Annotated in this window: 13 protein-coding genes; 3 read left to right on the forward strand and 10 right to left on the reverse strand. The window is 44.4% G+C overall.

Annotation, left to right across the window (positions count from 1 at the left end; all coding sequences use genetic code 11):
• Positions 1-1,380 (forward strand): Si-specific NAD(P)(+) transhydrogenase (sthA, locus tag AB4653_RS03665; protein WP_372103356.1); only part of this gene is annotated, 1,380 nt, incomplete at its 5' end.
• Between the two features lie 96 nt (positions 1,381-1,476).
• Here the strand turns inward: sthA and dinF are convergent.
• The 4 genes from dinF to AB4653_RS03685 form a co-directional block, all read right to left on the reverse strand.
• Positions 1,477-2,832, reverse strand: coding sequence for an MATE family efflux transporter DinF (gene dinF / locus AB4653_RS03670; RefSeq protein ID WP_032555306.1), 1,356 nt, complete (start codon positions 2,830-2,832; stop codon positions 1,477-1,479).
• 141 nt (positions 2,833-2,973) lie between these two features.
• Positions 2,974-3,852: a class I SAM-dependent methyltransferase gene (locus tag AB4653_RS03675; RefSeq protein ID WP_009848250.1), complete on the reverse strand. Its 879-nt coding sequence runs from the start codon at positions 3,850-3,852 to the stop codon at positions 2,974-2,976.
• A 97-nt stretch (positions 3,853-3,949) separates the two neighbouring features.
• Positions 3,950-4,570, reverse strand: a complete 621-nt coding sequence (lexA, locus tag AB4653_RS03680) for a transcriptional repressor LexA (protein WP_009848249.1) — start codon at positions 4,568-4,570, stop codon at positions 3,950-3,952.
• A 94-nt stretch (positions 4,571-4,664) separates the two neighbouring features.
• Positions 4,665-5,027 carry a diacylglycerol kinase gene (locus AB4653_RS03685; RefSeq protein ID WP_029223019.1) on the reverse strand — a complete coding sequence of 121 codons (363 nt, stop codon included), beginning with the start codon at positions 5,025-5,027 and terminating at the stop codon, positions 4,665-4,667.
• 219 nt (positions 5,028-5,246) lie between these two features.
• On the opposite strand from AB4653_RS03685, the gene plsB reads away from it, so the two are divergent.
• The gene (plsB, locus tag AB4653_RS03690) at positions 5,247-7,670 is read left to right on the forward strand and encodes a glycerol-3-phosphate 1-O-acyltransferase PlsB (protein WP_009848247.1); all 2,424 of its coding nucleotides are present in this window, start codon (positions 5,247-5,249) and stop codon (positions 7,668-7,670) included.
• 104 nt (positions 7,671-7,774) lie between these two features.
• On the opposite strand, the gene ubiA is transcribed toward plsB, so the two are convergent.
• Both ubiA and AB4653_RS03700 read right to left on the reverse strand, forming a co-directional pair.
• The gene (gene ubiA, locus AB4653_RS03695) at positions 7,775-8,629 is read right to left on the reverse strand and encodes a 4-hydroxybenzoate octaprenyltransferase (RefSeq protein ID WP_009848245.1); all 855 of its coding nucleotides are present in this window, start codon (positions 8,627-8,629) and stop codon (positions 7,775-7,777) included.
• A complete protein-coding gene (locus AB4653_RS03700; RefSeq protein WP_170962732.1) occupies positions 8,630-9,172 on the reverse strand; it encodes a chorismate lyase in 543 nt (180 codons plus the stop codon).
• A 162-nt stretch (positions 9,173-9,334) separates the two neighbouring features.
• Between AB4653_RS03700 and AB4653_RS03705 the strand changes: the two genes are divergently transcribed.
• Entirely contained in the window at positions 9,335-9,742 is a 408-nt protein-coding gene (locus AB4653_RS03705; protein ID WP_009848242.1) for a flagellar basal body-associated protein FliL, read from the forward strand.
• Between the two features lie 87 nt (positions 9,743-9,829).
• On the opposite strand, the gene glpG is transcribed toward AB4653_RS03705, so the two are convergent.
• From glpG to ftsX, 4 genes are all read right to left on the reverse strand, one after another.
• The gene (glpG, locus tag AB4653_RS03710; protein ID WP_009848241.1) at positions 9,830-10,672 is read right to left on the reverse strand and encodes a rhomboid family intramembrane serine protease GlpG; all 843 of its coding nucleotides are present in this window, start codon (positions 10,670-10,672) and stop codon (positions 9,830-9,832) included.
• Between the two features lie 55 nt (positions 10,673-10,727).
• Positions 10,728-11,048 carry a thiosulfate sulfurtransferase GlpE gene (gene glpE / locus AB4653_RS03715; RefSeq protein ID WP_009848240.1) on the reverse strand — a complete coding sequence of 107 codons (321 nt, stop codon included), beginning with the start codon at positions 11,046-11,048 and terminating at the stop codon, positions 10,728-10,730.
• Between the two features lie 441 nt (positions 11,049-11,489).
• Positions 11,490-12,347, reverse strand: a complete 858-nt coding sequence (gene rpoH, locus AB4653_RS03720; RefSeq protein WP_029223159.1) for an RNA polymerase sigma factor RpoH — start codon at positions 12,345-12,347, stop codon at positions 11,490-11,492.
• A gap of 177 nt (positions 12,348-12,524) precedes the next feature.
• A partial coding sequence (gene ftsX, locus AB4653_RS03725) for a permease-like cell division protein FtsX (RefSeq protein WP_372103360.1) occupies positions 12,525-13,401 on the reverse strand: 877 nt, incomplete at its 5' end.

Consider the following 13,401-nt stretch of genomic DNA (forward strand, 5'->3'; position numbering starts at 1 on the left):
GATGTAATCGTAATTGGTAGTGGCCCCGGAGGAGAAGGGGCAGCGATGGGATTAACCAAAGCCGGGTTGAACGTTGCTATCATTGAAAAAGAGAGCAGCGTTGGTGGTGGTTGTACCCACTGGGGGACTATTCCTTCCAAAGCACTGCGTCATGCCGTAAGTCGTATTATTGAATTCAACAGTAACCCTCTGTTTTGTCAGAACAATAAAAGTATCCACTCAACATTTTCCAATATTCTGGGGCATGCTAAATCGGTCATCGACAAACAGACTCGCTTGCGCCAAGGTTTCTACGATCGCAACCAATGCACGTTAGTCTTCGGTACTGCACGTTTTATCGATACCCACACGATCTCCGTAATGCAAAGCGACGGTACTGAAGAACACTACAGCGCAGACAAATTTGTTATCGCGACAGGTTCTCGTCCTTATCAGCCAGACAACGTCGACTTCATGCATGAACGTGTCTACGACAGCGATTCAATTCTTTCTCTTAAACACGATCCTCAGCACATCATCATCTATGGTGCTGGTGTTATCGGCTGTGAATATGCCTCTATATTTCGCGGTTTAGGCGTTAAAACCGATCTCATTAATACTCGCGATCGCCTGTTGTCCTTCTTAGATAACGAAACCTCAGATGCACTTTCTTACCACTTCTGGAACAGTGGTGTTGTTATTCGTAACGATGAGACCTTTGAGAAAATTGAAGGAACAGATGATGGTGTAATCATTCATCTCGAGTCAGGTAAAAAAATGCGTGCCGATTGCCTACTGTATGCCAATGGTCGAACGGGTAATACTGATAAACTGAACCTTGGTGCGGTTGGCTTAGAAGCGGACTCTCGTGGACAAGTATCAGTCAACAGCAACTACCAAACCAGTGTTGAACATGTTTACGCTGTCGGTGATGTGATTGGGTATCCTAGCCTAGCAAGTGCTGCTTATGACCAAGGTCGATTTGTGGCCCAAGCAGTGGTGAAAGGTGAAGCAGAACGACACCTTATCGAAGACATCCCAACAGGTATCTACACCATTCCTGAGATCAGCTCTGTCGGTAAAACCGAGCAAGAGCTTACTGCAGCTAAAGTACCGTATGAAGTGGGACGTTCTTCATTCAAGCACTTAGCTCGCGCTCAAATTGCAGGTAAAGATATTGGTAGCTTGAAGATACTTTTCCATCGTGAAACTAAAGAGATTTTAGGTATCCACGTGTTTGGTGAACGTGCCGCTGAAATCATTCACATTGGCCAGGCGATCATGGAACAAAAAGGCGAAGCCAACACCATCGAATACTTTGTGAATACCACCTTTAACTATCCGACGATGGCCGAGGCGTATCGCGTAGCAGCGCTTAACGGACTTAACCGTTTGTTCTAAACAAAGAACCAACAGGACTATTTGACCACCTGTAGGCCAAATACATAAACAGCAAGCCATGAGCTTGCTGTTTTATTTTTCGTTCTCTGAACTAAGCTAGGCGAGAAACTCACCTTTCTTCCACTGAGAAATAAATAAAACACCGAGACCGATGCCACGCACCGCCATAAAGCTCAACATTGCTAGCCACAGCGCATGGTTATCAAAACCTGATGCTAAGTAGAAAATTACGAAGAAACTGCAGGTCGCAACAAACATACTGTTACGCATATCTTTGCCTTTGGTTGCGCCTACGAAGATACCGTCCAGCAAGAAGCACCACATTGAAACCAGTGGCATTGCGATCAACCAAGGCAGATACACCTCAGCTTGGCTTTTTACATCTGGGATAGTGGTGATCATATTAATTAAATTAGACCCAGCGATCGCGAATACTGTGGTCAGCACCAAACAAATATTAAAGCTCCAGAAGAAAGTACCAATTAAAGACTGATTAAGCTCTTCTTTATCTTTCGCGCCTATCGCCTTACCAACCATAGCTTCCATTGCATAGGCAAAACCATCCATCCCATAAGAGATGATCATCAAGAAACTCATTAACACTGCATTGGCCGCAACAACATCATCGCCAAAGCTTGCACCTTGGAAGGTCATGAAAGTGAAAGTCGTTTGTAGGCATAGTGAACGAAGGAAGATATCGCGATTCAGTTTTACGAAACGACTCAAACCTTGACTGGTTTTCTTAAGCAGATCCCATGGCGATGGTAACTGCTTCTTCACCCAGATTCGGTAAACACAAATCAGGCCAAATGTTAAACCGGCATAATCAGCCATTACAGATGCCAATGCTGCGCCTTCCACTTGCCAGCCGAGGCCAATCACAAATACGATATCTAAAACGATGTTGGTGATATTAGTAATGATCACCATCCACATGGGTGCTTTGGCATTTTGGGTTCCGAGTAACCAACCTAACAGCACAAAGTTAGTCAACGCAGCAGGCGCACTCCATGCTCGGATAGAGAAATATTGCTGACCATAGTGTTTCACTTGGTCACTGGCACTACTCAGAGAGAAAACCGCATCCGCAACAAAGCTATGCAATAGCAAGAAGAAACCAGCAAACCCTAGTGCCATGGTCACGCCTTGCACAAAGACTAAACCAAGTTGCTTGCCATCGTTCGCCCCATAAGATTGCGCGGCCAGTCCCGTCGTCGACATTCGTAGGAAACCAAGCAACCAAAAGGTCACGCTGATCATAGTCCCACCCAAAGCGACACCACCTAAATACCAAGAATGCTCTAAGTGACCGATAACCGCAGCATCGACTAAGCCCAACAGTGGAACCGTAATATTAGAAAGAACCATCGGGATCGCGAGCAACAGCACTTTTTTGTGCATCGCCTGATTGGATAACGTTTGAAAAATAGTTTGGGGATTAAATAACTTCACGATCACCTCTTAGATTAGAGGCGATAGTTTAACCTAGTGAGTGGGCTTTCACTATGGTGTGGGGAGGCGCTTGCCTTTTATCGATAACGAATAGCTATAACGAGGCAAGTATTCAGATACCTGCCAACAGAACCGCTAGCACTACCACTTAACAAGCACTAACTGCGGCGTTAAACGCTTTTTGACCTGAGAGATTTTACAAAGAAGTCGCTGCCACAATTTCCAACGATTACACTGCTGGTCAAGTGGAGAAAACGCTTTTACCCACTGAGCCCATGGCAGCCAATTAAGGACGCTGTCTATCGGAGAAGATAAGCCATGTGCGTATTTTCCAGAACCGAGCTTTTGCCCCAGAGCACTAGAGCTTTTATCTCCAGCTAACACTAAACACGCATGTGCGTGGGTAAAATAACGACTCAAAGATTGAATAAAGTTCGCCGTCTGTTGTTCATTACAATCCAGCAGAGCATGTTCACACACCACCATCACTGAGGCTTGTTCTGGAATATTAAGTTCATCCAACCAGGTCAGGTCATCCACCGAGCCACACTCTAGACGGTAGCGTTCATTCTTGTGGAACAGGCGTTGTCGCCAAACTAAGTTCTCGGTTACATCTAGCTCAACCCAATGACAGCGGCCATTATCTAAACGGTAGAAACGGGTATCGAGCCCTGCTCCCACGTTAATAATCCAAGCATCTGGGTTATGAGATAAAAACTGTTGAACTTGAGAGTCACAAAGTTGAGTCAGTGTCGCGTAAAGGAGTTGTTGCTGGTCGAGTTCACCGGTAAGGCATTCAGGTGCGAGTTGGCAACGCTTGCAGGCTTGTGCTGCAATAGGGTCATAAACAAGACCGTCATCGGCTAGGCTTTCGCGGCTGCGAAACCAAAGGTGTTGAACAAGATTCGTCGGTACTTGGAATTCTTGATGTGCTGACCCGAGATCAGAAGAAGCCTTTTGATCATAGGTGTGCGACTTACGAATAAGCGGCTTCATTTGAGGTTTGGTTGGGTTTGGCATCATCATCTTCCTTGTATCTCGACAAAGAAGATGATAATGAATATCAATTACAATAACAAGTTATTGAGAGTAAATATCAATAAGCTGTTTGCACTGACTACATCCAGTCCGTGTTACGAATAATACCAACCGCAAGTCCTTCAATAGACAAGTGTTGGGATTCTAAGTCCACGTGAATTGGAGAAAACTCTTCATTTTCAGCATGCAACAGAACGGTAGAACCTTTGCGCTCTAGGCGTTTTACCGTTACATCATCGTCGACACGAGCCACGACAACTTGTCCATCACGCACGTCTTGTGTTTTATGCACGGCCAGTAAATCGCCATCCATAATACCGATGTCTTTCATACTTTCGCCATTTACGCGAAGTAAGAAGTCAGCTTGTGGCTTAAACATACCTGGGTCAACTTGGTAATGCATTTCTACATGCTCTTGAGCCAAAATAGGCTCGCCAGCGGCAACCTGACCGATTAATGGTAACCCTTGCTCTTCATTCGCTGCATCTTCAAGCAAAATACGAATACCGCGAGACGCACCCGGGATAATCTCAATCGCTTCTTTACGAGCAAGAGCTTTCAAATGTTCTTCTGCAGCATTTGCAGAGCGGAAACCAAGTTCACGTGCGATTTCTGCACGAGTCGGTGGCATACCGCAATCTTCGATCTTACTTTTGATAAGGTCAAAAACTTGTTGCTGGCGGGGCGTTAACGGCTTCATGATTCACCTGTCTTTTTATACAGTTGACTGTGAGTATATCCAGTAACTGAACAAAAGCAAAGCAATTGGTTGTTTTTAGTTCATTTTTAGCGAATTACAAAAATAAGATCTCTAACCACACGTAACCAGCTAATACTAAACAGATAAAAACGGCAGCTGAGCCAACATCTTTCGCCATCCCAGAAAGCTCATGATGTTCGCTACCGATTCGGTCAACGACCGCTTCAATCGCGGTATTAATCAACTCGACAACCATCACCAACACGACGGCTGAAATCATTAATATTCGCTCAACTTGGTTTACATCTAAGTAGAACGCCAACGGAATAAGCACTGCGGCCATGAAGACTTCTTGTCGAAATGCAGCCTCGTTTTTAAACGAGCTCGTGATGCCTTGCCACGAAAAGCCCGCAGCTTTGACGATACGTTTGAATCCGGTGTTTGATTTTTTGGTCATTTTTAACTCTATACTCAATCAGTCGATGAATGATTTTCCACAAACTTAACGGCAATATGACTATTTCCATTAAAAGGTTAGACCAGTTTCTGGTATTCTTGCATCGATTAAATTTACGCCTAGGCTTATCCCTATTTCACTCATAGGATTTATCCTCTCATTATAGAAATAGAGATACGCTTGAGCACATTGAAATAACTATTGAGGCAGTGAACCTATATGTCTTCTGGACAATCTTTTTCACGTTCATTAATGAAGCTACCTTTATCCCTATTGGTAAAGAGCACATCAATCCCTTCAAACCCTGTAGAGGATTTGAACATTGATTTGAGCAAACCGATTGTATACGCCTTACCGTTTCGCTCAAGTGTAGACATTCTTACATTGCAAAAACATGCACTTGAACTAGGGTTGCCTGATCCATTGAGCAAACTTGAAATCAATGGCAAATCACTGCAACGCTACGTTTTTATCTCTTCTCGCAAAACTCTGCTGCAAGACGATGATTATGTACCAAGCTCATCAATTGAAGTCTTCTCTGAACTGCTTTCACTGCATGCTGAAGACTCTGAGCTCGACGTTCAAGTTATCCCTGCCACCGTATTGTGGGGTCGTAAACCTGGTAAAGAGAATAACCAGAAGCCTTACCTACAAGCAATGAACGGCTTAGAGAAATCGAAAGCTGTATTGCTAGCAGGTCGTGACTGTCTGGTTCGCTTTAGCCCAGTGGTATCTCTACGATACATGGCTAACTCACACGGTACCGACAGCACCATCGCGCATAAACTGGCGCGCGTGGCACGCATTCACTTCTCTCGTCAAAAGCTTGCAGCATCGGGTCCAAACCTACCAAGCCGCCAAGCTCTGTTCGACCGCCTGCTAAAGTCAGAAGCAATCAAAAAGGCGATAGAAGATGAAGCTGAATCAAAAAATATTTCCATAGAGAAAGCGAGCAAAGAAGCTCAAGACATCATGGATGAGATCGCAGCTAACTTCTCTTACTCGCTGATTAAACGCGGTGAGAAGATTCTTGGTTGGTTGTGGAATAAGTTGTACCAAGGCCTGCATATCAGCAACGCTTCAACCGTTCGTAAGCTGGCTCAAGATGGTCACGAGATCGTTTATGTACCTTGTCATCGTAGTCACATGGATTACTTACTGCTTTCTTATGTGCTTTATCATGAAGGCATGGTGCCTCCGCACATCGCAGCAGGTATCAACCTGAACTTCTTCCCTGCCGGTCCTATTTTCCGTCACGGCGGTGCGTTCTTTATTCGTCGTAGCTTCAAAGGCAACAAGTTGTACTCGACTATTTTCCGCGAATACCTAGCGGAATTATTCGCTAAAGGTTACTCGGTAGAATACTTCAGTGAAGGTGGTCGCTCTCGTACAGGTCGTCTATTGCAGGCGAAAACCGGCATGCTAGCGATGACAATCCAAGCCATGCTGCGCGGCATGAACCGTCCGGTGACTTTGGTTCCTGTATACATCGGCTATGAGCACGTAATGGAAGTCGCGACCTACGCGAAAGAACTTCGTGGTAAGCGTAAAGAGAAAGAAAACGCGAGTCTAGTGATTCGTACAATTCGTAAGCTGCGTAACTTTGGTAAAGGCTACGTGAACTTCGGTGAGCCAATTCAGCTTAACCAATATCTGAACGAACATGCTCCTGAGTGGACTAAAGATATCGACCCAATGGGAACCAGCAAACCACAATGGATGAACCCGGTGGTTAATGACTTGGCAACCAAAATGATGACGCACATTAACGATGCGGCAGCGACCAATGCCCTGACTCTTTGTGCAACGGCACTATTGGCTTCAAGACAGCGCGCATTGTCTCGTGACTCTTTGGTTTCTCAGATCAACTGCTACCTGTCTTTACTTAAGAATGTGCCTTATTCAGGTACATTCACAGTGCCTAAAGACAGCGCTGAAGACTTAGTAAAACACGCAGAGTCATTGAACAAGTTCTTAATTGAATCAGACACTATGGGCGACATCATTTCGCTTGATCGTCACCAATCGATTCTGATGACCTACTATCGTAATAACATCATTCACTTGTTTGCATTGCCATCATTGATCGCTCAGATGACCATTCGTCAGCACGGTTTATCAATCGACGCTATTCAAGAAAATGTTGCAGCTATCTACCCATTCTTAAAGAAAGAGTTATTTTTAAGCTACGACGAAGATCAGCTTGAAAGCGTGGTTGCGAACATCATTGATGAGCTAGTCGGTCAAGGCATGCTTGTTGTGTCGAACAACCAAGTAACGATCAACCAGTCAAACAGCCAAGCACTGATGCTACTAGGCCGTACGATTTCAGAAACGCTCCAGCGCTACTCAATTGCTCTGAACCTATTGGCAGAGAATCCTGATCTAGATAAGTCAGACCTTGAGCAGAAGAGCCAAGACATCGCACAGCGACTGGGTCGCCTACAAGGTATCAACGCACCGGAGTTCTTCGATAAAGGCGTGTTTGCGTCGATGTTCGCAACTCTGAAACAGCAGCAATATCTGGATAACGATGGTAACTGTGATTTAGAAAAGACTCAGCAATTCGCTAAACTTCTCTACTCAATGCTTTACCCTGAAGTACGTTTGACGATTCAAGAGAGTATCCACCAAGCAGAATAATCTCTTGGCTAGCATTCACTTTAATCACTAGACTGAACACGATCAAAAAAGGCACCCAATGGGTGCCTTTTTCTTTAGCGTTCGTTTACTTGTAAAGTTGATGCTTACCAGAAGGTAATGAACAAGCCTACAGTCACCGCCATTCCAACATAGTTATTGTTCAAGAAGGCTTGGAAGCAAAGGTCTCGATCGCGGTGACGCATCAGATGCTGTTGATACACGAACAAGCTTCCCGAAACTAACAGTGCCCAGTAGAAAGTATCACCGAGTTGGTAGTGCATGCCCAATGCAATCAACATCGCCAGTGTAACTAACTGCAGCGCGCCAACCATAAGCTTATCAAAACGACCAAACAGAATAGCCGTCGACTTGATGCCAATCTTCAAGTCATCATCTCGGTCAACCATCGCATATTGCGTGTCGTAGGCTATCGTCCACAACGCATTAATCACGAAGATAAACCACACAATGCTTGGCAGTTCATTGGTTTGCGCCGCCCAAGCCATTGGTATTGCCCAACTGAAAGCCAATCCGAGAAACAACTGTGGAAGGTGTGTAAAACGCTTCATGAAAGGATAAATGAACGCGAGACCAACCCCAATAAAAGAGAGCTTAATAGTCAGCGGGTTCATGGTGAGTACCAACAAAAAAGAAACCACAGCTAACACTAGAAAGAGCACAATGGCTTCCTTGCTGGAAACCAAACCTGAAGGTAATGGACGTTGCTTGGTGCGTTTGACATGACCATCAACTTTACGGTCAGCAAAATCATTAATCACACAGCCAGCCGATCGCATTAACACCACACCGAGTATGAAAACAACCAAGACATCAAAATCAGGCATGCCTTTCGCAGCAATAATCAGCGACCACAAGGTCGGCCAAAGGAGTAACAGAGTACCAATCGGGCGATTCATTCGCGTCAATTGCCAGTACGCCTTCGCTTTGGTGGCAAGCATTTACACACTCTCCTTAGAGTAAATGGGGGATGTTGGTAAAAAAAGTTCGGCCACAAGCATCGGTTTATGATTCATCCATAATCGAGAACGACGCGCGAGTAATCGCTCATCGCCAGCGATAACCCAACCGACTTGAAGCGCATCTCGATCCACGTTCTCAGCACTGAAAACCGTTAACCCAAGCGGGACATCCCCTTGTTGAGAAAGGTCAGAATGCTGATGATCTTCTAGGGTAATTCGAGGTATTAAGGTTCGACCTAACACCCACGGCTCATCATCACCCTTTAAAATCACTTTACGCAGTAAGCAATCATGTGATGATAAAAGGCGTTCTTCGTCCTGTTGCAGAATTGATCGTTCCACAACTTGATTATGAAGCAACTCAACAGACAGGTGCTTGCAGCACTTGCCCAACTTACGGGAAAGCGATCCTTGTTCCATAAGCCACTCTTTGGTGGTTTCATTAGGAAAATTAAATTTTTCTGTGCTTTGCCAATCTACATTCATTAATGAATTTAGATACAATGATATTGACTGATTCATACTAGTATTCAATAGGTGACTTTACACGTACAATAAAGCTTCAACTTTCGAATAAAATTAAAGCGTCCTTCGAATTGTAAACGTATTTAGATTTAGACCGCTCATTGTAACAAGACTAATGCGTTTCGAATATCGCGAATAAACTAAAGAAAAGTCTCAAATATGCACAAACGTTATGTAGCCCAACTATTTATTGCGATTAATCTACTATTTTCAGCATCAAGTTTCGCTGAAGAAGAATCGACACCCAAACTAGCCTACTTCACGCTAGAGCCCGATCTCACCACCAATTTTTACACTAAAGGTAAAAAACTGGGCTATATTCAGGTCCGTCTAGACATAATGGTCGCAAATAGTAATGACTTAGAAGCCATTGAGCATCATCAGCCATTGATTCGTGATGCGGTGATTGAATTACTCGGCAAGCAAAATGAAGAGACAATTAAGTCTCTATCCGGTCGTGAAGATTTGAGAAAGTCCTTAGTTGAGCACCTCAATAAGATTTTACTTCCTGAAACAGGTAAAACTCTCATTGCTGACTTATTGTTTACCAAATATCTTTACCAGTAACGATGTAAAAACGAATCCCAATAAAAAAGCGGCTCATCTGGCCGCTTTTTTGTTTCTATCGTTTGGCTACTCACTAAAAAAAATGAGTTAGCTTCTTGCCGAGCTCGGTGCTTTCATCGCATCGATAAAGCCAATAATGACACCAGCGGCTAGGCCAGCTAAATGCGCTGTATTGGCGATCGCCATAAATGGCTGCATGTACCCAAGCACTAACCACACCAACATAAAGCCGACAATCTGTCTTGGGATACCTAAACCAAGTTGTGGCGCCTTCGCACCGACAACCCATAAGTAACCAACCAAAGCATACACAACACCAGACAAACCACCGAAGTTCGCCCCTTCAACCCAATACTGACCAGCACCTGAAAGCGCAGAAGAGACAGCAAAGATCTGAAGTAGCTTGAGGCTGCCTAGTTTCTTCTCAATATCCCCACCTAGCTGCCACCACCACAAAATATTGAATGCGATGTGCATAACAGAGAAATGCAGAACAGCATGGCTCAACCAACGCCACAGCTGCCATTGCTGTCCATCAACCGCTGGGAAATGCAGGGCATTGAAAATAGCTTGGCCAAAACCAATCTGTTGCAGCGCAAAAATCACCACACACACCAACATTAGGCTCAGTGTCACAGGACCTGCTTTTGCTTTGATCATGCCCAAAAAGCTTGGTGTGTGGTAATGGAAATGACTCTTTCTAGACTCAGCCATATCCCAAGACGCCGCTTGATAGCGTTTATGATTGGGTTCAGCAAGAAAACGATTCAGCTCAGCTTCGGTTTCAACCTGAAATTGACCATCAAGAAGCCACAAAGCAAAACGCCCTTCTCCCTCTGGAGACATGTGAATAGAGATCTGACGAGAGGCCATATAATCAATAAATGCTTGAGCAAGACGTGGGTTGTCTAACACCATCAATCTAATCATTGTTACTTCCTATTCATACTATGGAGATGCTTGAAGCGTTTAAGTGATAAAGCTATTAACCCGCAATCACCGGAAGTTCAGCACGATGCCAAGCTTCGAAACCGCCATCAACACTATATACCTCTTCAAAGCCTTGGTTCACTAAATATTGTGCCGCGCCTTGGCTACTAATACCGTGGTAACACATCACTAAGATAGGCTGTTCGAACTCAACCTCATCCATAAACGACACCATTGTATCGTTAGTCAGGTGGTAGGCGGTTTCTGAATGGGCTACCGCAAAAGATTGCGGATCTCGTATATCGACAAGTCGAGCTTCACTTTGTTCAATAAGGGCTTGAGCGCCTTTAACGTCGATATGTTTAAACTGGTCCATGACTTTCTCTTTTTATACTGATTTACTTTGCTGCCATTGTAACCTATCCCAAGGCTAACAATCACACCCACTTAATAAGGTTATCCACCAGCGATCACTTTTACACCATTTGTGGATAAATCTGTGAATTGCGTGAATAAAGTGCCTTTTTAAAAATAGATCCACAACATGTAGTAATGATCCTGATCTAACTGTGGGTTAACTGAAACATATCCCCACTCAAAAAAACCTGTCAAAGCCTTACTACACCCTGCTTTTAGACAGCTGACGAATAAATTCCTCACAGAGTTATCCACAAAATCATTTTGCAAATTTCGATCGCAAAAGTTGAGAAATCGATCCAAAACAAAAAGGCCGAGATCTCTCGATCTCGGCCTTTTCAAAATTAAGCTATTTGCTTGCTACTATGAGAAACCAAATACTATTAAAAATTAAATGCTATTAGAAGTCGCCAACTGCTTGCTTCAATTTCTTCATCGCATTCTTTTCTAACTGGCGGACACGCTCTGCAGAAATGCTATAGGTATCCGCTAAGTCTTGCAGTGTTGCTTTGTTGTCGTCTAACCAACGTGAGCGAACAATGTGTTGACTACGCTCGTCTAAGCTCTTCAATGCGAGACCTAAGCGATTATTAGTATGAGATTCCCAGTTAGCTGCTTCAACCGTCTCAGCAACGTCTGACGCTTTATCTTCTAGGTAATAAACTGGAGCTGTGTAAGCAGAACCACCGTCGTCGTCGTCCATAGGCGCTTCAAACGTCGCGTCTTGTGCCGCTAAACGAGATTCCATTTCTCGAACTTCTGAAGGCTCAACACCCAGTTCACGCGCAACCGTCTCAACTTCACCGTTATTGAACCAACCTAAACGCTTTTTAGACTTACGAAGGTTAAAGAACAATTTACGCTGTGCTTTAGTCGTTGCGATCTTAACGATACGCCAGTTACGCAATACGTATTCATGAATCTCAGCTTTGATCCAATGAACAGCAAAAGAGACTAGACGGACACCAACTTCTGGATTAAAGCGCTTAACAGCCTTCATCAAGCCGATGTTACCTTCTTGGACAAGGTCAGCCATTGGCAGCCCGTAGCCAGAGTAGCCTCTTGCAACGTGCACCACGAATCGTAGGTGTGAAAGGATCAAGCCTTTCGCAGCGTCGATCTCACCTTTGTAATGTAATCGCTCTGCAAGTCCACGTTCCTCGTCAGGCGTCAGCATTGGGTAACTGTTCGCTGAGCGGATATAGCTATCTAAACTATCTTGTGTGACTAAAGCCATTTGATACGCTTGGTTTGCCATTCGGTTCCTCATCAATCTCTGATCTGGAGTAATACATCTATTAAAACCCGACAATCTTGAACCTAAAATGAACAGGTTTCAAGGAGGGGGAAGTAATTATGCATAATCAATTCGTCTATACAAGGCAAAAACTGGTTAAGAACTGCCTATTTTTCGTATAAATATGACTCTATTCACCTAAACTGGTTCAATTTCTTTGAGATGACGCTGTGCAGAAAGCTTCGCAGCTACACTACCAAGCAAGGTTCCGACGATCAAAAGCAGTAAAGATTCATCCCAACTCAGGCCAATTAAGCGGAAGTGGCTATCGTACAGCTGAGCCAAGTCATCCACAGCACTGTTCAGTAATACGGTAATCAATGCCGTCATTACCCACGCGCTAATCGAACCTAAAACACCAAACCACATTCCAGCATAGAGGTATGGTCGAAGAATGTAGCTGTCGGTAGCACCAATCAGCTTCATGGTTTGAATCTCTTCTTTATGCGCCAACACATTAAATCGTAATGTGTTGCCGATAATCAGAAATACTGCGCCCAGCATCAGCACAGTTAAGGTAATCACGATGACGGCTGCAAGTGCTTTGATAGCATCCAGTCGAGCTAACCAGTCTTCATCTAAACGAACATCGGTGACTAACTTTTGCTTCTTAACCTTGCCTGCCAGTTCTTTAATTAACGTGTCGCTGTGTACGCTTGGCGTAATCACCAAAACACCTGGCAATGAATAATCATCTAGGATAGTTAGGGCGTCCTCAAAACCAGAATACTGGCTAAGATCTTCAAGACCTTGCTGCGGAGAAATGTACTCAACCAGATCGACTTGGTCCCAACTTTCGATTTCATCCTTAAGCACCATGACTCTCGGCTCAGGGATACCATCCTCTACATAGGCACTAATTTGTGACGGGCTGGTGACATCTTGCGCCACTTCACCAACGTTCTTGCCCAGTAGGTACAAACAAGCGGGCATAGCTAAAGCCATTGAAATCACCGCAAGCGTCAGCAAGTTACCCAACGGACGCTGCCACATTTGCGAGAACGATGACTTGGCT

This window comes from Vibrio sp. 10N.222.48.A3, from assembly GCF_041475345.1.
Taxonomy (GTDB): domain Bacteria; phylum Pseudomonadota; class Gammaproteobacteria; order Enterobacterales; family Vibrionaceae; genus Vibrio; species Vibrio tasmaniensis_A.